Origin of the sequence: Calothrix rhizosoleniae SC01 (assembly GCF_900185595.1) — a bacterium.
In the GTDB taxonomy this organism is placed as follows: domain Bacteria; phylum Cyanobacteriota; class Cyanobacteriia; order Cyanobacteriales; family Nostocaceae; genus Calothrix_A; species Calothrix_A rhizosoleniae.
Window position 1 is genome coordinate 1 of record NZ_FYBH01000129.1, and the last position, 21495, is coordinate 21495.

Genomic DNA, 21495 nt, shown 5'->3' on the forward strand with positions numbered 1-21495 from the left:
AGGTAAACTACAAGAGGCAAAAGCTTATGCTGATAACCTTGTCAGCAAACTTCCCACCCAAAGTAATTTAACTTTACAAGCCTTGGTGTTGTCAGCACAAGGACAAGAGCAAGCAGCAATTGATACTTTTAAATTTGCCCTAGCTGCGGAAGAGGCTGGAGAAACTGGCAGTTCTGCATATACACGGGTATTACTCGGTCAATTTTACTATAAGCATGGGCAACTAGAACTAGCCAAAAATTTATACAAAGAAGCCCTGGTAATTATACCTAGATATCCCTTAGCTCTACTCCATCTGGCCCAACTGCAAACCAGACAAGGAAATTATCAAGCAGCAGAGAAGCTTTATGCCCAAGTCTTACCCAACTCCCAGAAATCATCTACAACTTACGATCATACTGTTTATCGGGGTAAAGCCAAACTCAAACAACTACAAGGGGAACAACAACAAGCAGTAAAATTATTAATCAAAGCCGAAGATTTACTCAGACAAGAAAATGCCACGGGACATGGTGAAGGCTCCTTTGGACATCGGCGAGAGTTAGCCTGGTTGTTATTAGAAAAAAACAATCCGAAAGATACTGCTGAAGCTTTATCCTTAATGCAAGCAGAAATCAGGATTCGTCGGGATGCTCAAACTTTAGACACCCTTGCTTGGGCATTATATAACTCTGGACGCATTAGAGAAGCCCAACAAGCTATCCAATCGGCCTTACAACTAGGTACACAAGATGCTGCTATATTTTACCGCGCAGCTGCGATCGCTAAAGCCTTAGGAAATAAGCAGCAAGCTTTAACTTATAAAAAATTATCTCAACAAATCGATCCCACATTTAATCAACAAGCACGACTGGCTTTGGGAATGGGATTAGAGAATTTGAAATTTTGAAAGACAGATCATCTGTTATCCGTTGTCTATTTTGGATTAAATTATGAAAACTAAGTGGCGTAAACATCGGCTGAGTATCATTTTCTTCTGCTTATCACTACTACTATCAATTGGCTTTAGTACTCCAACCCTTGCACATTGGGCAGATTTATCAGTTGCAGAAATTATTATAGATCAGAAACAAACTGTAATTACACTGACTCTACCCACTAGCTTAGTAGCTTTTGGCGATGACAATCGGGATGGACAACTTTCCCATGCAGAAACTGCAATCCATAAAACAGAACTCGAACAGTTTTTAGGTGACAAAGTTAGTCTCACAGATAATATTGGGCAAAAAGGAGTGCTAACTGTTGCATCATCCAAAAACTTACCGCCAAATATCCAAACTAAAACTAATACTCATACCAGCTTGGAATTAACTTATACTTGGTTCCAGCCAGTTATAGGACTTAAAATTAATTACGATTTATTTGCACCAAATATATCTACAGCTCGTTGTTTAGCTACGGTGATTCAAGGGGAAAAAACTCAAAATTTAGTCTTTACACCAGAACAACGAGAATTTAATTTAATTAATACTCCCATACATCAACAAATAAGCAGCTTTGTATTATTGGGAATAGAACACATTCTCACAGGTTACGACCACATTTTATTTTTAATCAGCTTATTAATGATGGGGGGAGGACTAGGTTACTTATTAAAGGTAATCACAGCCTTTACAATTTCCCACTCCGTTACCCTATCCTTAGCAGTACTCAATATTGTTAGTTTGCCAGTCAGCTTTGTTGAGAGTGCGATCGCCTTAACAATTGTTTACGTTGCAGTGGAAAATTTTTGGCGCAAGGGTTTACGTTGGCGTTGGTTACTGACCCTCACCTTTGGACTAATTCACGGACTTGGTTTTGCTGGTGTTTTCCAGAAAATTAGTCTGACTCCATCTTCTTTGGATTTATCACTGGTAAGTTTTAATATTGGGGTAGAACTAGGACAAATTATCATTGTTTCTATTACCTTTGTCTTATTGCAAACTTTACGTAAATACCCTTGGGAACTAACTTTTCGTCGTTTAGTATCTGCGTGTATAGCAGCAACTGGGTTGTTTTGGTTCCTACAACGAGCTTGGGGAGTGTTTTAAATTTACAAGTCGAATGCATATTTAACTTTGCTAGAAAGATCGGAAAATATGCAAATGCGTAAATGAGCTTGCCAATGGAAAGAATATTAGAACCAGAAGTAATGGACAGTATGGAAGAAACCATTGCTTATGATGGGATGGATTTTACGGAAATTAATACTGCTTTTGCCAAAGATGCCATAACACTTTGCCCATTAGAATCCGCAGATTCCAGCAAGAACGCTGTTTCGCTTGGTATCAACGTAAATATCGTCGTCTTGTAGTCAGATGGAAACGTCAAAGTATTTATTTTAACTCCTTAATTGACCTGGCTACCATCCACATCTGGATTCATAAAATCTTATTAGTGGGATAGATTCATATAAAATATAAGGAGTTTTTTGTCTTGATACCAAAAGCGGTAAAGAGAGCAATAGATATGAGAGAATCCAAGTCAACATCACAATTACAAGCTACAACACAATCTCTATTACAACGTGTAAAAAACATTAATCAACATAAATTTTCAACATACTTAACTCACTTAGGAAAAAATACTGAAGAGCAAATAGAAAAAAATAAACCTGCTATGGCTTGGGCTAAGGCAAGACTTGAAAAAATGGAGAATCAACAAAACTAATACAATTGACAACGTGATAGGCATAATTTCAATAACTTTTTCAATACTATAATGAATACAAATTTCCTTTCCCATCGAATCATACTTTGCTATAACTTTTAGTCTAGCTTTTACATCATCACCTGGATAGATTGTTACTTTCCTTTGTTTAAATTAATTTAACCATTCTAAGTCATTTATTTTTGCCTCAATAGTTTTATTTCTATATTTGAATGCCCATTTATATTCATCCAAATAGTCTGTTTTTTTAACCTTTAAAATTTCTTCTTTATTAGATTATAGAGTCTTGTTAACTAATAACTTTTCTTTAAATTTTTGAGAAATGCTAAAATTATGATTAATTGGTGTTTTTGAGGATGGAGTTAAGTAATATAAATCATCTCCTGCCTGAAACTAAGAAATAGCCAATTGAAACTTATCTATACTTTCTAATAAATCTTTATTAATTGGAGGTGTATAGATATCAAGCTCGTTAGTATTAGTATTTTTAGCTATCGAATTTTTCGGTGTTATTATGTTGCTGTTAATGATAGATTTTATAGTCAATTAGGGAAATTACCACTTAAAGCGATTAGTCAATGCATTGTCAGAAAAAGTAATAATATTTTATAATTTACGAAGCTAATAACAGCAGTATTCTATTAATGTTCATCGCCTATATAAACTCGAATATATAGATGTTGATATTTTTTTGTTTATATCTGCACCTAATAGGAAATAATTATGAAAGTACAGTGGCAAAAGCTATTTCTTAAAACTTCTGTTTGGTTAACAGCTGAAATACTATTGAACGTAATAGGGTTAGACAACTTGGCTGATTATAGTGAATTCATGTTGAAGAATCAAGCTTTATCACAAGTTACGGAAGCGTTTAGTAACCTCATAACTTTAGTTTCCTAGATATATTTTGGTTTCCAAAAACATAAAGATGCCAAACATTTTTTAAGTAAAGTGAGACTAATATCAAGCATCACAGTAAATTAATTTAATTCTGGAAAAAATTATCAAAATGGCTACTCAGCAACTCCACTCTGGCTCTATTCAACAATCTAAAACTGTCTTTCATGATGGTTGGGCGACGCTATTTTTCATGATGGGGGCGTTGCACATTTATGGAGCAATGCGAAAAGGTAAGATGAAAATGAATGTATCTGTTAGTAGATCGAAGCTAGCATTACTGTCCGTGTTGATAGGGACAATCTTGCTACTTTATCAATTCTGATAGAAAAATTATTAGACAAAGTCTATGCCAATAAAACAATGTGGCTGGGTTGATTAATTTAGCCCAGCCTAATTATTAATGCTTTAAGCAAATTTGTATACCCTATACTTTAGCTGCTACTTTTTTCAATATGCTCCTTAATTTTTTGCTTGCGCTTTTCTAGACTGGCAGAGGACAGATCGAAATTAGCTCCACTGCGAGTTAAATGTTGCATAACCTGGTTTTTCCGGCTCTCCGGTTTTGTGGGTACAGAGATTGGAGTAGGAGGAGGTGGAGGAGGTGCTGGTAATGGTTTTACTTCAGGAGATTTTAAACTTGGAGAAGGGCGCTTGATTTTAATGTTACTTGTTTTTTGCAAATGTTCCAGAATACGTCGATTGCGCTCATTTGTTGCCATAATAAATCCGGTGAATTTTCAAATTTTATAATCAATTAACTTATTAAATTTGATAGTCTTAACGGCTAAATTCAAAACATAGTTTTGGCCATCAAATTCATCCCAACAACTTCAAAAACTTACGAATTAAGCCAATGGTGACAGCAGGGAGTTCTAGTTGAGGAGTAAGACCAACATCCTCTATAACTTGGAAAGCCTTGATTACTTCAGGGTTCATTTGTGCTAAACGATGCCCAATTTCAGGCCCGGTAAATTTAGATTGGCGACCCCAAAGCATAGCTGTGGGTATTGTTAGTTGGGTAATGTAATCTGATAGATCAAAACATAAATCTCCTCTAACAAAAGAGAGGGCGCTATATTCTGCATTTGCTCGTTGAGCCCCTTTCAGATAAGCTTCCACTATCTCTGGATATATTCGCTCTGGACGGGCAAATTGACGTTGTTCCAAAAAGCCACGAATGGCTAATTCGTTAGCTACACCAACCCCATAAATTAGGTTATCTAAAATAGGGGTACTAACCAGTTGGGCAAAAAAGCTCCGGGTATAGTTTTTACCAAAATCCGAAAGCCCAGCAGGTGTGATCAGGATTAAGGATGAGAATAACTCGGGATGAGCAATTGCTACTCGAATTACCAAGGCAGCTGTTAAAGATGAGGCAATAACAGTTGTCGGTTCGTTACAGGTTTTCTCTAGAAACTCTGTAATAGTAGACAAGTAGTCATCAATCTGATAATTACGAACAGGATGGGAGGAACGACCCCAACCAATCAAATCTGGAGCCAAAATACGATACTCACTGGCAAAAGCTGGATAGATTTGAGACCATTCATAAGCAGAAGAACCTCCTCCAAAGCCGTGTAGGAAAACTAGGGTCTTTGCTGAATCATTTTCATCACCTTTTATCAGCCAAGGGGAGCTTTCAGCTGTGTAATAGACCATCTCTCCCAAACTCGTGGTAATGGAATTTTGACCAAAACCAGGTGGTTGCAACATAAATGTTAGTAATCCAATAATTTTTGTCTAGTAATTAGTCAGACTTAAAGATTGCTAATACTAAAAAGTTGAGTGAGAATTATATGAAAACCCATGAACTCAATCAAAATTTTTATATCAATTCCTAGAGAATTGAGTGAATAACTACATCAAGCCCAATTGAGCCAAAACACTCTCACCTGTAAGCACCTCAGTTGCTATGGCAATTACAAAACCCAACATGGCTAAACGACCATTCCAGGTTTCAGCGAACTTCGTAAAACCAAGTTTAGATTGCTGATTTTCCATGACTATAATATCCAATGTAAATAAATATTACAATTTATATTGTAAACATTTATATCAAAAATGTCCTTATTTTCTCATACTTAATTTTTTCCTATAGTGGTTGCTACATTTTTTACACTTAGTCGCGATAGCGCAAGCGCTGACTTGTCAGTTCGCTTCTTCATCCATATAATCTGAAATCAACGAAAAGGCTAAGATACAAGGTTTGGTGCTTCAACAATGCCCTAACAATTTGACTCCGCTCAGGGCTAACCTAATTACGTAGGGCCTGCTGAATCACTGAAAAATATTGATTTATCAATGCTTTGAGGCTATTTGATTGGGGAAGGGCGTGCAAAGAAATTAGGATTTTAGGTTTAAAATCCTTGCATCTGTTATTTTTGATGGCAAAAAGAATAGAAATAAAGAGGTTGGAACTACTCCCTACTCCCTATCCCCACCAAAAGACTTTTATGCCTAACGGCACGCTCCGCGAACAGCAAGCCCTACTTAGGGCTATAAGAGCCAAGGTGTACCTTACCTACAACTTGCTTGCAATACTAGAGTATTCTGAGGAAAATTTACATAAATACATAAAAACTGTCTGCTTTTGTAACAGACAGTTGTGAAATAAACAGGTAATACCAATTCAAATAATGTTTGCGACACATACACTTTTCGTAGGTGCATGGCAACAGTAAGATCATTTTACATACCAAAAGATTGTGGATGCCGTGCCCCTACCTATGTGTCCCATTCTTTTTTCAAAATGGTATAAGTCCTGAACTATTAACAGCAATTACTCCCACTCAATAGTTCCAGGTGGCTTGGAAGTAATATCAAATGCCACTCGATTAACTCCTTTTACCTCATTCACAATGCGGTTAGACATTACCTCTAGAACATCATAAGGAACCCTCGCCCAATCAGCAGTCATGCCATCTTCACTGGTAACAATGCGTAGAACCACAGGATAAGCATAGGTGCGCTGATCCCCCATGACTCCCACACTGCGAATTGGTAATAAAACGGCGAATGCTTGCCAATAATCATGGTATAGCCCGCGTTGGTTAATTTCTTGACGTACAATTAAATCAGCATCGCGCAAAATATTCAACCGCTCGGCAGTAACTTCACCAATGACACGAATAGCTAAACCAGGACCAGGGAAAGGATGACGATTAACAATTTCTTCTGGTAAACCAATAGAACGTCCGACTTTACGCACCTCATCCTTGAATAATTTACGTAGGGGTTCCACGAGTTTGAATCGTAAGTCTTTAGGTAAACCACCTACATTGTGGTGACTCTTGATTTTCACCGCTACCCGTTCGCCAGTTTGAGGATCGACATTGGTGTCCGCCGATTCAATCACATCTGGATACAATGTTCCTTGAGCTAAATAATCAAAGGGTCCGAATTTTTTGGAAGCTTCCTCAAAGGTATGAATAAATTCATGACCAATAATCCGTCGCTTCTCTTCTGGATCAGTGACTCCAGCTAAAGCTTTGAGGAAGCTATCCCGAGCATTGACATACTCTACAGAAATATGAAACTGCTCTTGGAATAGTTTCACCAATCTTTCTGGTTCATATTTCCGCATAAAGCCTTGGTCAATAAATACACAGGTTAATTGGTCGCCAATTGCTTTATGTAGCAGGAAGGCTAGGGTGGAAGAATCGACTCCCCCGGAGAGTGCTAATAAGACACGCTTATTGCCCACCTTGGCGCGAATTTCCCGAATTGATTCTTCCACAAACGCAGAAGTTGTCCAAGTTGGTTCGCATTTGCAGATATGATAAACAAAATTGCGAATTAATGGCAGACCACCAATAGAATGAACTACCTCTGGGTGGAACTGCACGCCATATAATTTTTTTTGATGATTGGCGATAGCTGCACAGGGGGTATTATCTGTATGTGCCAGTAATTCAAATCCTGGTGGCATTTGTTTTACTGAGTCGCCGTGACTCATCCACATAGTTGAACCATCGTCTACATTGGTAAATAAGTCGGTGGGATCATCTATAAATAATGCCGCTTTACCATATTCTCCCCGGTCTGATCTAGCTACTTCCCCTCCGAGTTGATTTACCATCAACTGCATACCGTAGCAAACACCTAAAATGGGGATTCCCAAATGCCAAATTTCTGGATCGCAATGGGGAGCGCGATTATCATATACTGAATTGGGGCCACCAGAAAGAATAATTCCTTTGGGGTTTAGTTGACGCAGTTGTGCTGCTGTGGTGCGATAGGAAAGGACTTCAGAATAAACTTGAGTCTCTCGAATCCGTCGGGCAATCAGTTCGGAATACTGAGAGCCAAAATCAAGAATGGCAATCATAGGGCGGTTAATTTGCCCTAAATTTTGCTCTGCTTGGGGTGTTTGTTGGGTTGTTGGTAGAGTCACCGCTGTGTTCATGGTGGGGAGATTGATTTTACGTGTGGTCAAACTTCGCTAGGGTTAGTTAATACCAATTAACTGTGTAACGATTGAGTCAAAATTGTGGCTATAGGTCAGTTATACAAACATAATTACAACTATGTTTGCTCAATCAACGTATTCACAGATGGTATTAAAAATAAAAACCTACTTGTTACTTGGAGGCTATAAGTAATCGTATTGATTGGGATTTTTTATGATTATTCATATTAAGTTAGCATAATTTTGCGATTAGGGAACAGGCAGTTTGGCTTTTTACAATAATTTGACGATCTCGCCCAAAAATAATTGACCCACAGACGGGAATCCTTACCCCAGGGTCAATGTGGCTCTTCATATATTCCTCTACTCGTAAATCTATTTGTTGAACAATGGCGCTATAAACACGTTTCACCCAATTTCTGCCGGTATTTTCATCTAATTTCCTCAAGTATTGTAAAGCTGCTTCTGCTGTCTGACAGGCAAATATAGCTTGTATATGGGGTGTATTCAAACCTGCGATCGCACATTGAGCTGTCAAAACTTCCCTTCTTCCATCTGCAAGATGATGGTGGGTATGAAAAATCCCCCCTGCCAACTTCATCAGTTTACCGTGATAGCCAAATAATAAAATTTCTTTGACACCCCTGACAGCAGCTTCTATCAACATTGGACCAATCCAATTAGCTGTTTTGATTAGTTGCTCAGGATCAATCCCCATTGTTCGAGCTAGGTCTAGACCATTTTCTCCTAAACAGAAGACCAAACAATCAAAATTTGTGGCTTTTGCCTGTAGTTGTTCTCGCAAGCTATCTAATTGTCCCGGTGCGCTCAAAGGTTGGGAAATCCCCGTAGTTCCCAACAAAGACAGACCATCAACCACCCCAAAAGCCGAATTAGAGGTACGAGTAGCCAAGGAACGCCCACTGGGGAGAATAATTGTCACCGTAATTTTTTCTGACGGTGCTAACATCGGCTGTAAATTTGACCGCAACAGCCTTTGAGCATAGCTATAAATAGCAGCTTGATTTTCCCGTTCTACCTGCTGCCCAACACCTTCTCCCCCCAATATGATGATATTGTCTTCCTCTGCTGACTCTGCTCCCTTGCTCTCCCACTCTCCCACTCCCTCTACTCTCCCTCGCCACTCAACCAATGCCCAGATTGGAGTATCTCTAGTCAAGTCAAGATTGTCCCCTGGATCGCTGCGGGTAATAGCTAAAGCCATATTTTCACCAAGTCCAGCCACTTGTTCAATATGTATTTCTACTAACTTTGCAGGTGTAATTAAATCCACTGGGGCTACGGTGATTGGTTGAGAATAGCGTAACCAATGGAGAGCCGCCATACTAGCAGCAGTAGCAAATACAGGCAGGGTATATCCAGAACGAGGCATGGAATTTTGGATTTTGGATGGATTTTTGTTGATTTTGGATTTTATCGCTTGTCCCTATTATCACGCGATGTGCAACTGCAACTCTCCAAAGATAAAAGTCCCAACCTATGCTTAATTGAGATATTGCGATCGCCATTTTTTGCCAGGGTGGAACAAATAACATTTGTTGCACATCGCGTTATTATCCTTGTTGAGTTAGACTCCTACATCAGTTAGTAAAGCTTGCATATCTTCCCAGGTAAGGGATTGTTGAATATAGCGGGGTGCTTGTGGATTGTAAGGGCTGGCGACGCGATCGATACAAATAATTTTTGCATCATTAGGGATTATAGGAATATCAGGGTCGAATGCAGTGGGGCGCATTAAGGAACTGGAAAAGCCTTTAAATATGGTAATTTGGTCTGACTCACCAGCTACATCTACAGTTACCAGCAATACTTCCTGAGGACGCTTGCTGGTATATACCTCTAATCGCTTACCAATAGAATTATTCATTAAGGAAAATTCCCGAAATAAATTATCCAACTTCTAGATTTAACATAAATTCTTTCCCCCTTCTCCTCCTTGTCTTCCCCAGCTCCCTCTGTTCTCATCATATGGCGGAGCGTCCCTTCTTACCTAATTTGAATAGCACAAAGTAACTTAAGTACAGTACATAAACAACTAAACCAATAATGCCAATAGTACCCAAAACCCCAGGCTTATCTATATTGGGATGAAAATATTCCTTAAACATTAATGGAGCTTCTAACCACACCCGACAAGAGGGTGATTGGATACCACCTTCAGAGAAAGCACAACCTAAAAAAGGTAAAAATGCGATCGCACCTAAAAGACAATAAGCACTAACTGCCCAACGCCAAGATGTAAAAATTAACTTTAACAAACCATTGGGATAGTATTCAATTTCATCATTTATATCTATCCAGAACCATAATCCAATGGGAATTAAGATTCGAGCCATCACACTAGACAAAAAACTGACACCAAAGCCACCAATCATCAAATAAAGGGTGATGACCAACAAACTTGACACACGCCAGTAAATAATTAACAGCCGTTGTATGGCTTCTGCTCTTTGCACAAATGCCCACAGCAGCAGAAAGAGAGGAAGAACTACTGTAAACAAAACTGCTAACCGATAATCCATCCAGATTAATGGACGAAACCACACTTCATTGTTCATAATCTTTGTAAAATTGGATAAATCAAGTCCAGAAATTTTAACTTACATTAGCTGGCAACGATTACTTTAACTGAAAAATTACAAAATTTAGATCCCCGATTTTTGGAAAAAGTCGGGGATCTAAGTAAAATTTCCCAAAAAACGAAGCAAATAAAAAAATCTTCTGGGTGACTTAACAATCACTACGTAATATAGCTCCGGAAATTTGACTATTATTCTCAAGTATGCGGATACAAGGTAGTCAAGTCCTTGCCTGTAGCAATATGTTGGTATATTACTTCTGCTAAATTGGGTATTTTGATAAAAACTAGCTTCTGGCGACTCTAGTCATCATAAACTCGACATTCGTCAGCTTCGGGATTGTCGTCACAATATTTTTCTAAGGAAGTTTTGGGTTTTTCCTGTTTTTGGTGGGAAGCTTCTGCTTGTAGCTCTTCCACTGCATCCCAAGCGGCAGCACATTCACCAGAGGTGCTTCCTGATGTGTCACAGACTTGACGGGCTTCTTCTAATTCTTTTTCGATTTTTTCTTGGATATCAGACATAGTTTTGAGTGTTGTTAAGTTGTTGTTATGACTAGTATAGAAAAAGTGCGGGAAATGGTATTTTTCCTAGTGTCACTAACTATTTTAGCTAATTTACTATTATAGTTAGTATTTTTACTCAATGCTATACAACCAATACAGCAAATAATAGTGTTACTACTATAGTCGTTTTGATTTTTTAAGATTTTGTATTCTACATCATAGTAAGCGGATATTTTAGCTAAAACAGCAAGAAGCCTCTCACCTATACGTAAAAAGGATTTGGAGGTGAATTGTTCTCCCGTGACGAATTGACCAAGTAGGGAAATTAAGCGTAGCTTCATCACTGTTATTGGTCAACGAGGAAAGAACATCTAAACTCCTAATATATTCACGAATAATATCTGTTTTGGTTGTTCCTGTTTGCTTTGGACGTTTCTCCAATATTTCCATTACGATAATACTAGATGGCAAAGCCGAAAATGCTGGTCATCTCTTGCTGAACCTTGACAACTCAGAGTATGGGGTTCTACCCAGTAATAAACACTTTGTGTTACTTTCTGTGGGTAGGTAAAACTCTGACAGTACAAAGGATGAACATTTTACATTTTGTATTGTTCAACTGTGCGGAAGGGCATCTCGTACAGTCTAAAAAAAGCTCAGTTAATATCCGACGGGATATCGGGAGTCACTGAGAAGCCTACACTGTATGCTTGCATTAGTGTAGGAGTATGTCACAAAAGGAGACCATTGGCATCCCACCATGACTTTAATCCGAAAGGATGAGTAATTTTCTCCCCAAGTAAATCAGCAGCAAATATTGGTCTTAACGAAAGTAAAGAGCGTACAACTCATGGAAGAGCAGATGCATTGGACAAATGCCCTATCAACCCGTCCCTCCTTGGAAGCAGCTATTGCAGATGTAGTGGAAAAAGCGACATCCTCCTTAGAAATGCCTGCAAATTTAGGGCTTGTTTTTATTTCTTCTGCTTTTATGAGTGAATATTCTCGCTTACTACCTTTATTGGCTGAAAAGTTATCTGTACCAGTATTAATTGGTTGTAGTGGAGGGGGTATTATTGGCACCACTGAAGATGGAAAGGCTCAAGAATTTGAGACGGAACCTTCCCTAAGTTTGACTTTAGCCCATTTACCAGGGGTAAATATTCAACCTTTTCATGTTGTTGAGGAGAATTTGCCAGATTTAGATGGACCTCCCAATGCTTGGGTAAATTTAATTGGTGTACCTCCATCACCAGCACCCCAATTTATTTTGTTATCTAGCTATGTATCATCTGGGATCAATGATTTATTACAGGGATTAGATTTTGCCTACCCTGGTTCTGTAACTGTGGGTGGACAAGCTAGTGGTGGTATGGGTGGTAGAGTTGCTCTATTTTATAACGATCGCTTGTATGGTGAAGGAACTGTTGGCATCGCTTTGAGTGGCAATATCGTGCTAGAAACTATTGTGGCACAGGGATGTAGACCTATTGGTCAGCCGTACCAAGTGACCAAGGGCGATCGCAATATTATTCTGGAGTTAGATGAGCAAGTTCCATTGGTAGCTTTAAAGGACTTGATTGCTGATCTCAGTGAAGAGGAAAGAACCCTAGCCCAAAATTCCTTATTTGTAGGTTTGGCAATGGATGAATTTAAGCAAGAATTATACCAGGGAGATTTTCTCATTCGCCAAATTATCGGTGTAGATCCCCGCGCAGGAGCGATCGCTATTGGTGATCGAGTCCGTCCCGGACAAAGGCTGCAATTCCACCTCCGAGATGCTGCTGCTTCTGCTAGTGACTTAGAATTACTCCTACAAAAGCACAAAATACAGCAAGGAACTAATGGTTCAGTTGTTGGTGCTTTGATGTTCTCTTGTTTGGGCAGGGGAGAAGGATTATATGGTAAACCTAATTTTGACTCCGATTTATTTCAACGCTACTTCCATAACATCCCCTTGGGTGGCTTCTTCTGCGGTGGTGAAATTGGCCCTGTTGGTGGCAATACCTTCCTTCATGGTTACACCTCTGTATTTGCCATTTGTCGGGCAATGGAGAAGGAGGGATAGAGGGGAGCAGGGAGCAGGGGAGTGTGGGAAGAGGGAAGGAGGGGAAGAGGGAAGCAGAGTAATTTATACTCATCTTCCCATCACTCCATCACTCCATCACTCCCCACACTCCCCACACTCCCCCTGCTTCTTCTGGTCAAATAGAATAATATAATGGGAAAGATTTAGCATCCTTGGGCTTGACATATACCCGTTGTTCTGGTTCTAAATTCAACTTATCAAACCGTTCCCTACTTAAATGTGCTGTTACCACTTGCCCATCATCTAAGCTTAACTCCACCTGAATTTCCCAACCCAAATGAATTAAACGATTTACCCTAGCTGGTACTGTTTTTCCATTGGGAATAGTATCCACAATCACATCCTGGGGACGGAGAAACATTTCTGGGTGAGCAGAATCAAACCCATGCTCCTGAAATATACGAGAGTTACTGGGTAGTACATTCACTGGACCAATAAAACTCATGACAAATGCAGTGGCGGGATGATCGTAAATTTCTGCTGGAGTGCCAATTTGTTCCACGTTCCCTTTATTCATGACCACGATTTCATCGGATACTTCCATCGCTTCTTCTTGATCATGGGTGACAAACACGGTGGTTACGTGAACTTCATCATGGAGATGGCGTAACCAAGCACGTAAATCTTTGCGAACTTTGGCATCCAATGCGCCAAAGGGTTCATCTAAAAGTAATACTTCAGGCTCTACAGCTAACGCCCTGGCTAATGCTACCCTCTGCCTTTGTCCACCGGATAATTGGGATGGAAAGCGATCGCCTAATCCACTTAATTGGACTAGATCGAGTAACTCCCCTACCCGAGATTTAATTTTATTTTTTGCTGCTTTGCGAATTTCTAAGCCAAAAGCAATATTCTGCTTCACTGTCATGTGTTTGAATAAGGCATAGTGCTGAAATACAAAGCCTATATTCCTCTGTTGTACGCTTTGATTAGTTGCATCTTTGCCTGTGAGCCAAATTTTACCTGCATCTGGCGTTTCCAATCCCGAAATTAGTCGCAGCAGTGTGGATTTTCCCGAACCAGAGGGTCCCAATAATGCCACTAAAGAGCCGCTTTTAATTTCTAAATTTACCCGGTTGACAGCTTGGAAACTACCAAATTGCTTGGATACGTTTTCGACTATGATGCCCACTGCTTAAAACCCCTGCAACTAATCTACGGTTTTTTGATCGGATTAGTGTATTTTAAATCAGAAAGGGAAATCCCAGGATGTAAGCCTCTAAATTCTATATTATGGAGATAAACTGGTCAAAATTAATTAGTCAGTAATTATGTCTGTCCGTCCCATCTACCTTGACTGTCACGCTACTACACCTGTTGATAGACGGGTAATGACAGCAATGTTACCCTATTTTATGGAACATTTTGGCAATCCCTCCAGCATTAATCACGTTTATGGATGGGAAGGGGAAGCCGCAGTCAAACAGGCAAGAGAAATCATAGCAGCAGCCATTAACGCTACCCCCGAAGAAATTGTCTTTACCAGTGGAGCGACGGAAGCCAATAATCTAGCAATTAAAGGGGTTGCAGAAGCTTATTTCCAAAAAGGGCAACATATCATTACTTTGGCTACAGAACATAATGCTGTGCTTGACCCTTGTAAATATTTACAATCCCTAGGATTTGAAATTACCATTCTCCCAGTACAAGGGGATGGGATTATCGATTTGAATCAGCTGGAAAAGGCTATACGTGATGATACGGTATTAGTATCGGTCATGGCGGTGAACAACGAAATTGGTGTATTGCAACCATTAGCAGAGATTAGTGCGATTTGCCGGGCACGAAATGTATTTTTTCATACAGATGCGGCCCAAGGAATTGGGAAAATACCCTTAGATGTGCAAGAGATGCAAATTGATTTAATCTCCCTAACTGCCCATAAAGTATATGGTCCCAAGGGAATTGGTGCATTATATGTGCGTCGGCGTAACCCCAGAGTGCAGTTAGCACCCCAACAACATGGAGGTGGTCATGAACGAGGAATGCGTTCGGGCACTTTGGCTACACCACAAATTGTAGGGTTTGGCAAGGCAGTAGAGATTGCGATCGCAGAACAAGATACAGAAAACCACAGGCTTTCTCAACTACGAGAAAAATTATGGATGCAACTTTCTCAGTTAGAGGGGATTCATCTCAACGGACATCCAAATCTACGAGTATCGGGGAATTTGAATATTAGTGTAGATGGAGTGGATGGTGCAGCATTATTGTTAGGGTTACAACCTGTAATAGCTATCTCTTCCGGTTCAGCTTGTTCTTCTACCAAAACTTCACCCTCCCATGTTCTGATGGCTTTAGGACAACCTGAGAATTTAGCGTACGCATCCGTAAGGTTTGGTATAGGTAGATTCAATAATGACGAGGAAATTGACCAAGTAGCAGCATATTTTGTTTCTACTGTTCATAGTTTACGCAAGCAAAGGAGCTTGATCTAGCGCTACGCGCAAGTAATAAGTAATAAGTAATAACCCTTTCAATGCGACACACAAATTGCCTAATAGCTTGCCAGATTAATGCCATTTTTTCTCAGTAAATTATGACTGTTGATGTAATGATTTAATTATAAATTTTTGATAAACTATATTATGAATATAAAATCAATCATAGTCATCTTTAATTAACTAGGTTAGTAGCTTGATCAATCAACATTTTTTTACAATCAATTGAGATTATTTTTGATAGAATAAAAATATAATTTACAAGTCCTTATTCCAGAAGACTTGCTGAATTTATTTTTATGCTGTAATGTTTTCTCTGTGCTGTAAAAATACATTTAACAACAGCATAAGAACAAATTTTTTTGATTTGAGGAGTGTTATTGATGAAACATTTTCATAAGTTGCTAATTCTCGTTCCTGTGAGCTTTTTTGCCTTAGTTGGATGTAGCCAAGCAGAAAAAGCTACCAAGCAAGTAGAAAATGCTGCTAGCCCTGCGGCTAATCTTGCAAAGAGTGCTGTTAAAAAAGTTGCAGGAGAAGGAGTTTCAGGTTTAGTTGGTGCCATAACTAAAACCCAGACAGCTATCAAAGCTGGAGATTTTAAAACAGCTCAGACAGAATTTAAAGCCTTTCAGAACACTTGGAAAACCTTAGGGGATGGTATTAAGGCTAAATCAGCTAAAACCTACGATGCAATTGAGAAGAATGCTAAGGAAGTGAATGGAGTACTCAATTCATCTAAGCCAGATCAAGGTAAGGCTCTCAAAGCATTGGAATCTTTAGGTAAAGCAATCGCTGCACTTCCTAAATCTTAATTAGTATGAACTAGTAGAACTGAGTGGCAAACGGCAGATTATTTATCAAATATCAAAGCTAGAAAGCACATGAATTTTGATTTATAGCTGTTGATTTTTGCGCAGTACTACTAGTCATGAAATAGTAATATGCTGAGGAGAATAGATTCAACAAAGTAGTCATTTTGTGTGAATAATCTTTCTTAGTAAATCGAGTTTTGTTGAGCAGAACTCGATTTTTTTGTACTACAATACATTTGTTATTTTCACCAGCTATTTTTTATTTTGATGTTTATAGCACTACACAATAGGGTGCGGACATTGTTGGAGCATCAAACCTATGATTATTAAACTTATTACTCCTTCGGTTATGCCGGGAAACCCCTCCAGGTTGCGCCAGTTGACGGCAGTTGCTACAAGTCGAGGAACCCGCCCAACGCACTGCCTCCTTTATGCCGGGAAACTCGTCCACTGCAATGACTCACTTGTTAGTTATTACTTATTACTTGCGTCTAGGGCTATATATAAAAATTCTGGAGATACTTGCAGTGGTTAGGGGGGTGAACTAATATTGTATTTTTGAAAGGTTTGATTAATTTGGGCTATGGCAGGACATAGTAAATGGGCAAATATTAAACGCCAGAAAGCAGTAGTGGATGCCAAAAAGGGTAAAACATTCACCCAACTATCTCGGGCAATTATTGTTGCTGCCAGAAACGGTATTCCTGATCCCGCGGGGAATTTTCAACTTCGTACGGCAATTGATAAAGCCAAAGCTGCTGGTATTCCTAATGATAATATTGAACGAGCGATCGCTAAAGGTGCAGGTACATTTACAGATGGAGCGAGTTTAGAGGAAATTCGCTACGAGGGTTATGGTCCTGGGGGTGTGGCTGTGTTAATTGAAGCCCTCACAGATAATCGTAATCGGACTGCTGCGGACTTACGTGCTGCTTTTAGCAAGAATGGTGGAAATTTAGGAGAAACAGGTTGTGTGGGTTGGATGTTTGAACATAAAGGGGTGTGTTTGGTAGATAATGTTATGGATGAAGAGCAATTACTAGAAGCTTCCTTAGAAGGAAGTGCTGAATCTTACGAAATGACTGAGGAACAAACAGCAGAAGTATTTACTAGCATTGCAGATTTAGAAACCCTCAATCAAACTCTCAAAGCTCAAGGTTTTGAAGTGAATGATGCGGAGCTGCGTTGGATTCCTAGTAATAATGTGGAAGTCACCGATTTAGACCAAGCGCGATTATTGCTGAAATTAATTGATAGTTTGGAGGGTTTAGATGATGTGCAAAATGTCACGACTAATTTTGAAATGTCTGAGGAGTTAATTACTGCAAGTATGACTTGATTCAGTTAATCTTGATTCAGTTAATAGAGACTTCCCCATAATCATAATAGTTATGACCAAAAAAGAAAAGGATACAAGCCCCCGGATTTATCCGTGGAAAGGGAAAAAGTATTTTCCTTATTCAAGCTCCTCGATTTATCGATGGGGTAACTGATAACTGAAATGACTTGTATACTGTAAGAAAATAAAACTGTCGCCGGAATAATTCAAAACATGATAAACTCCTCAAAATCAGCCAGCATTTCTTCTAATAAATCTTCCACTGCTTCTCTACCTATCTGACGCATGGCTTCAGGACCTTGAATAAATTCCTTAATGGTAATCTTCTTTTCTCGAAAGTCCTTGACGAAATCCCGAATAGAGGAAATCACCTGCACCTCTCCTTCCACCTGTGCCAACATTTGAGCAATGGGATCGATACCTACTTTTACGGCTTTGCGATAGTCAGAAATCATAGCTCCTTCTGGAGTTCTTTTGACTAGCCTAAGTTCTCGCTTCAAATTTTCATACTGAGTTTTCAGGAATTCGTTTTCCTGTTCTAAACGATTAGATTTGCGAGTTAAATCATCTTCATTATGATAATCAATCCCTTCCCCTGCTTGATGTTGGCGCTCAATTTCTAATAATCTAGCCAAATCCCCTTCTTGGTAAGCTTGATTAATTTCTTTCATCAATTCTGTATGATGAACCTGAGTTTCGCTGTCTGTTACCTTATCTGGATGAAAGATTTCAGCTAGCCTGAGAAATGTCTGGCGGACTTGTCTGGCTGATTCGCTTCTACCTTTGTTCTCACAACTTCCTTCCACATCTTCTAGCTCTGATTGATATTCGTGGTCACGTTGTTGAGCATCGCGTACAAAATTTCCTTCCTGTTCCCTTTCTTCAAATAATTCATCTAGTTCTGCATCTTCATCAATCTGATGTTGTTTGGGAGTGATAACCCCTGTCATCTGTAGTTGGCGATAAATTGCTTCAATATCTTTCTTAGTTTGTTTGCCAAACTTTCTGGTACTGAAAATTTCACCAAATAGGGCATGTATTTCTTGGTCAAGGGCTGCCACTTTGTTAAATATGGGACTACCCCTCTCAAATATATCCGTAGCCACGGAACGCATTTGCTCGACAAAGTTATTCAGCTCTGTCTGTTTTCTTTTTATTTGCTTCAATAACCACTGATGTTCTTTCTCTTGAGCCTCTATGCGGATGTGGAGAGATGAGAGAGCTAGGGAAGAAGATGAGGTATTTAAAGGCATAAGATTAAGTTAATAATTAAGTTCAATTCTAATATCTCACTTCACATTACTACTTTCTGCCGGTTTGCTGATTTATAAATTATGCTTGCATGGGGAGGGCTTAACAACAGCATAAATAATTTCTGGGATTTTTATCAAAGCCATGATGCAACGTTGCAGTCGATTGAGAGCTGAGATACTCCCTGCATTTATGCATGGGGTATCTCAGTCCCCATCTTCAAGAACTTCCCTCACTTAATACTTCACCAAAAGCGAAATCAGCTGCCGCCATCACATAAATAGTAGTGGGAAGATTCGCAGTACGTGCGTGCATTTGTTCGTAATATTCCGTGAAATTGTGCTCATTAGGAGTTGCCATTCCCAGGAAAATCACATCTGCCGACTGAGATGACTCATGTAAAATGTCTTCAAAGGGACGTTCGTCAGCAACTATCACCGATGGTACAGCCGAGATACGTAACTGAGCTAACATCGCATTTAAGTTGGCTTTGGCATCTTTTGCTCCTGCTTCATTAGGAACAACTAATTTAAGATATATTTGGGCATCCCGCCATTCAATAGTAGAGTGCAACAAATAAGCAAGTAACAGCATTAAACTACCATTAGCTTTCATTCCCCCCCACCACACATCTATACGCCGGTAATTTCCAAAGCCTCGTTGAGGATTTTCCCGCAAAATGATCACGCTACGATTGGCATAGTGGAGTTGGGCAATCATATTGCAATAATTATCACGCCTATTTGTATCTTCACTGTCTCCCAATAAGATGGTGTTCGGTACAACTGCACCTAATCCATAGGCTTCCACCAGCTGTAGCATCCCTTCAAAGGGGTCGGATGCAGTCACAACACGCACTAATGCTTGTACCTGTTGCTTTTTGAGATTCTCGCTAATAGTATTTTCCAAATGTGTTTGTTGTGCCAAATCCCGTGAACCGCTAGGTAAAACGCTGGAGACTGTGATCAAACCTCGTTGATGGGTTAAAGCATTGGCTAGTTGAATTAAAGACCAACGTTTACTAGGGGAACCGGAAAATACCAGCACATTTGGTCTCCAATTTTTAGTATCCTCCACCCGATCAATTTGATAAATACCTTCCCTGAGTAATGCCATCCAAATTCCCCGACGCACATCTCCCCAAGTGGTGGTTAGTTCCCGTTGCTGGATCCAAAAATAGATTGCTAAGACAATGGCACCCGCAACCATTGTCGCCACTGGGTTAATGAGTAGCATTACCCACAAACAACCAATTCCCCCCAATAGAGACAAAACCCAATGCACCTTGAAACTTGGTCTAAATGAGGGACTTTGGAGGAATCCTTCAATACTCGCAGAAAGGTTTAAAACTAAGTATGTGGTGAGGAAAAACATGGTCAGTACTGGGGCAATTAAGTTTAAATCACCAATACAGACGGCTGCTATTGCCACGCTGAGAGTTACCCAAGTCCCTATACGTGGTTCATCGTTTTCACCGCTACCTCTTCCCAAAAAGGACATCCAAGGGGGAAAAATTCCATCTCTTGCCAAGGCTTGCAAGACTCGGGGTGCAGCTAAAATACTACCTAAAGCACTGGATAAAGTCGCTCCCCATACACCCAATAAAATTGCCGGTTGCCAGAGGGACATCATTTTCATGACTAAGGGTTCACTCAATAAAGTTGCCGTATCCGCACGCATGGCAATAATTAAAGGCAAACCCATATAAACTAGGTATCCCGTACCCACCGCAGCCAAAGTTCCAGTAGGAATAGAACGGCTGGGATCTCGCAAATCTCCGGACATGCTCACCCCAGACATAATACCAGTAACGGCCGGGAAAAATACGGCGAAAACTGCCCAGAAAGATTGTCCATTGGTTGGTGTGGGTATATTCCATCCTTGTGGTGTAATATTTGGTATGCTAGGGCCAAAAAACAGGCATATAAGGGACAGAACAATAGCCCCCATAATTAGATATTGGGCTTTAACTGCAATCTGGGCTGAAGTTAAGGCTAAAACCGCCACTGAAATAGTTACAAATAAAGCCACATAGGTTTGATTCAGTTGTCCGAAGGTTTGGACTATACTTTCAGCAAAACCAATGGTGTATAGGGCAATTGACAATGCTTGGGCAAAGTAAAGAGAGATTCCTACTGCTCCCCCAACTTCAATTCCCAAACAACGGCTAATCATGTAGTAAGCGCCACCTACCCGCACTACCCTATCAGTCGCAATTGCACAAACTGATAAAGCAGTCAATAAGGTAATAGATGTAGCCAGGGTAACAATAATAAAAGTACCCACTAACCCCACATTGCCCACTACCCAACCAAACCGCAAATACATAATCACCCCCAAAATAGTCAAAATTGAGGGTGTATAAACTCCACCAAATGTACCTAAGCCAGAAGATTTGGCTTCAGTTGATTTTGAGCTATTAGGACTTGCATCTGATTGCACATCCTGTTTGTATGGGAACTTCATTGTTGTAAATCTGAACTCTTTGAGAACTAAG

At 39.7% G+C, this 21495-nt stretch carries 20 protein-coding genes and 1 pseudogene; 9 read left to right on the forward strand and 12 right to left on the reverse strand.

Features of this window, described 5'->3' with window-relative positions:
• The 4 genes and pseudogenes from CALSC_RS07570 to CALSC_RS07590 all read left to right on the forward strand — a co-directional run.
• On the forward strand, window positions 1–889 hold an 889-nt coding region (locus CALSC_RS07570; protein WP_143288184.1), incomplete at its 5' end, for a tetratricopeptide repeat protein.
• Window positions 890–932: 43 nt separating this feature from the next.
• Complete coding sequence (locus CALSC_RS07575; protein WP_088240767.1) at window positions 933–2030, forward strand: HupE/UreJ family protein; 1098 nt, start codon at window positions 933–935, stop codon at window positions 2028–2030.
• A 74-nt stretch (window positions 2031–2104) separates the two neighbouring features.
• Window positions 2105–2230: pseudogene (locus CALSC_RS25805) on the forward strand (SAM-dependent methyltransferase); the annotation flags it as partial.
• A 185-nt stretch (window positions 2231–2415) separates the two neighbouring features.
• Window positions 2416–2649 carry a hypothetical protein gene (locus CALSC_RS07590; protein WP_143288185.1) on the forward strand — a complete coding sequence of 78 codons (234 nt, stop codon included), beginning with the start codon at window positions 2416–2418 and terminating at the stop codon, window positions 2647–2649.
• 1331 nt (window positions 2650–3980) lie between these two features.
• Here CALSC_RS07590 and CALSC_RS07600 read toward each other — a convergent pair.
• The 9 genes from CALSC_RS07600 to CALSC_RS26330 form a co-directional block, all read right to left on the reverse strand.
• A complete protein-coding gene (locus CALSC_RS07600; RefSeq protein WP_088240771.1) occupies window positions 3981–4268 on the reverse strand; it encodes a hypothetical protein in 288 nt (95 codons plus the stop codon).
• Window positions 4269–4365: 97 nt separating this feature from the next.
• Entirely contained in the window at window positions 4366–5262 is an 897-nt protein-coding gene (locus CALSC_RS07605; RefSeq protein WP_088240772.1) for an alpha/beta fold hydrolase, read from the reverse strand.
• A gap of 144 nt (window positions 5263–5406) precedes the next feature.
• Entirely contained in the window at window positions 5407–5550 is a 144-nt protein-coding gene (locus CALSC_RS07610; protein WP_088240773.1) for a chlorophyll a/b-binding protein, read from the reverse strand.
• 778 nt (window positions 5551–6328) lie between these two features.
• Window positions 6329–7954, reverse strand: coding sequence for a glutamine-hydrolyzing GMP synthase (gene guaA, locus CALSC_RS07615; protein WP_088240774.1), 1626 nt, complete (start codon window positions 7952–7954; stop codon window positions 6329–6331).
• 235 nt (window positions 7955–8189) lie between these two features.
• Window positions 8190–9350, reverse strand: a complete 1161-nt coding sequence (cbiD, locus tag CALSC_RS07620) for a cobalt-precorrin-5B (C(1))-methyltransferase CbiD (RefSeq protein ID WP_088240775.1) — start codon at window positions 9348–9350, stop codon at window positions 8190–8192.
• 195 nt (window positions 9351–9545) lie between these two features.
• On the reverse strand, window positions 9546–9845 hold the full coding sequence (locus tag CALSC_RS07625) for a DUF7734 family protein (RefSeq protein ID WP_088240776.1): 300 nt from the start codon (window positions 9843–9845) through the stop codon (window positions 9546–9548).
• Between the two features lie 97 nt (window positions 9846–9942).
• A complete protein-coding gene (locus CALSC_RS07630; protein ID WP_088240777.1) occupies window positions 9943–10536 on the reverse strand; it encodes a DUF3177 family protein in 594 nt (197 codons plus the stop codon).
• A 323-nt stretch (window positions 10537–10859) separates the two neighbouring features.
• Entirely contained in the window at window positions 10860–11081 is a 222-nt protein-coding gene (locus CALSC_RS07635; RefSeq protein ID WP_088240778.1) for a Calvin cycle protein CP12, read from the reverse strand.
• 14 nt (window positions 11082–11095) lie between these two features.
• Window positions 11096–11404: a hypothetical protein gene (locus CALSC_RS26330; RefSeq protein WP_159460581.1), complete on the reverse strand. Its 309-nt coding sequence runs from the start codon at window positions 11402–11404 to the stop codon at window positions 11096–11098.
• A 65-nt stretch (window positions 11405–11469) separates the two neighbouring features.
• Here CALSC_RS26330 and CALSC_RS27335 point away from each other — a divergent pair, with 65 nt between their 5' ends.
• Together CALSC_RS27335 and CALSC_RS07645 are read left to right on the forward strand one after the other, a co-directional pair.
• Window positions 11470–11634, forward strand: coding sequence for a hypothetical protein (locus CALSC_RS27335; protein WP_235006718.1), 165 nt, complete (start codon window positions 11470–11472; stop codon window positions 11632–11634).
• Between the two features lie 279 nt (window positions 11635–11913).
• Entirely contained in the window at window positions 11914–13131 is a 1218-nt protein-coding gene (locus CALSC_RS07645; protein ID WP_088240779.1) for an FIST signal transduction protein, read from the forward strand.
• A gap of 136 nt (window positions 13132–13267) precedes the next feature.
• On the opposite strand, the gene CALSC_RS07650 is transcribed toward CALSC_RS07645, so the two are convergent.
• Window positions 13268–14284, reverse strand: a complete 1017-nt coding sequence (locus CALSC_RS07650) for a sulfate/molybdate ABC transporter ATP-binding protein (RefSeq protein WP_088240780.1) — start codon at window positions 14282–14284, stop codon at window positions 13268–13270.
• A gap of 139 nt (window positions 14285–14423) precedes the next feature.
• Between CALSC_RS07650 and CALSC_RS07655 the strand changes: the two genes are divergently transcribed.
• The 3 genes from CALSC_RS07655 (at window position 14424) to CALSC_RS07665 (ending at window position 17747) form a co-directional block, all read left to right on the forward strand.
• Window positions 14424–15590 carry a cysteine desulfurase family protein gene (locus CALSC_RS07655; RefSeq protein WP_088240781.1) on the forward strand — a complete coding sequence of 389 codons (1167 nt, stop codon included), beginning with the start codon at window positions 14424–14426 and terminating at the stop codon, window positions 15588–15590.
• Window positions 15591–15976: 386 nt separating this feature from the next.
• The gene (locus CALSC_RS07660) at window positions 15977–16408 is read left to right on the forward strand and encodes a DUF4363 domain-containing protein (protein WP_088240782.1); all 432 of its coding nucleotides are present in this window, start codon (window positions 15977–15979) and stop codon (window positions 16406–16408) included.
• Between the two features lie 583 nt (window positions 16409–16991).
• The gene (locus CALSC_RS07665) at window positions 16992–17747 is read left to right on the forward strand and encodes a YebC/PmpR family DNA-binding transcriptional regulator (protein ID WP_088240783.1); all 756 of its coding nucleotides are present in this window, start codon (window positions 16992–16994) and stop codon (window positions 17745–17747) included.
• A 206-nt stretch (window positions 17748–17953) separates the two neighbouring features.
• Here the strand turns inward: CALSC_RS07665 and CALSC_RS07670 are convergent, their stop codons facing one another.
• On the reverse strand, window positions 17954–19000 hold the full coding sequence (locus CALSC_RS07670) for a J domain-containing protein (RefSeq protein ID WP_088240784.1): 1047 nt from the start codon (window positions 18998–19000) through the stop codon (window positions 17954–17956).
• Window positions 19001–19217: 217 nt separating this feature from the next.
• Window positions 19218–21464, reverse strand: a complete 2247-nt coding sequence (locus CALSC_RS07675; RefSeq protein ID WP_088240785.1) for an amino acid permease — start codon at window positions 21462–21464, stop codon at window positions 19218–19220.
• Window positions 21465–21495: the final 31 nt, after the last annotated feature.

Excerpts from the sequence above, each read along its gene's own strand:
- CALSC_RS07575 (WP_088240767.1), top strand. The coding sequence starts at position 933 with ATGAAAACTAAGTGGCGTAAACATCGGCTGAGTATCATTTTCTTCTGC.
- CALSC_RS07600 (WP_088240771.1), bottom strand. The coding sequence starts at position 4,268 with ATGGCAACAAATGAGCGCAATCGACGTATTCTGGAACATTTGCAAAAA.
- CALSC_RS07605 (WP_088240772.1), bottom strand. The coding sequence starts at position 5,262 with ATGTTGCAACCACCTGGTTTTGGTCAAAATTCCATTACCACGAGTTTG.
- CALSC_RS07610 (WP_088240773.1), bottom strand. The coding sequence starts at position 5,550 with ATGGAAAATCAGCAATCTAAACTTGGTTTTACGAAGTTCGCTGAAACC.
- guaA (WP_088240774.1), bottom strand. The coding sequence starts at position 7,954 with ATGAACACAGCGGTGACTCTACCAACAACCCAACAAACACCCCAAGCA.
- cbiD (WP_088240775.1), bottom strand. The coding sequence starts at position 9,350 with ATGCCTCGTTCTGGATATACCCTGCCTGTATTTGCTACTGCTGCTAGT.
- CALSC_RS07625 (WP_088240776.1), bottom strand. The coding sequence starts at position 9,845 with ATGAATAATTCTATTGGTAAGCGATTAGAGGTATATACCAGCAAGCGT.
- CALSC_RS07630 (WP_088240777.1), bottom strand. The coding sequence starts at position 10,536 with ATGAACAATGAAGTGTGGTTTCGTCCATTAATCTGGATGGATTATCGG.
- CALSC_RS07635 (WP_088240778.1), bottom strand. The coding sequence starts at position 11,081 with ATGTCTGATATCCAAGAAAAAATCGAAAAAGAATTAGAAGAAGCCCGT.
- CALSC_RS26330 (WP_159460581.1), bottom strand. The coding sequence starts at position 11,404 with ATGAAGCTACGCTTAATTTCCCTACTTGGTCAATTCGTCACGGGAGAA.
- CALSC_RS07645 (WP_088240779.1), top strand. The coding sequence starts at position 11,914 with ATGGAAGAGCAGATGCATTGGACAAATGCCCTATCAACCCGTCCCTCC.
- CALSC_RS07655 (WP_088240781.1), top strand. The coding sequence starts at position 14,424 with ATGTCTGTCCGTCCCATCTACCTTGACTGTCACGCTACTACACCTGTT.
- CALSC_RS07660 (WP_088240782.1), top strand. The coding sequence starts at position 15,977 with ATGAAACATTTTCATAAGTTGCTAATTCTCGTTCCTGTGAGCTTTTTT.
- CALSC_RS07665 (WP_088240783.1), top strand. The coding sequence starts at position 16,992 with ATGGCAGGACATAGTAAATGGGCAAATATTAAACGCCAGAAAGCAGTA.
- CALSC_RS07670 (WP_088240784.1), bottom strand. The coding sequence starts at position 19,000 with ATGCCTTTAAATACCTCATCTTCTTCCCTAGCTCTCTCATCTCTCCAC.
- CALSC_RS07675 (WP_088240785.1), bottom strand. The coding sequence starts at position 21,464 with ATGAAGTTCCCATACAAACAGGATGTGCAATCAGATGCAAGTCCTAAT.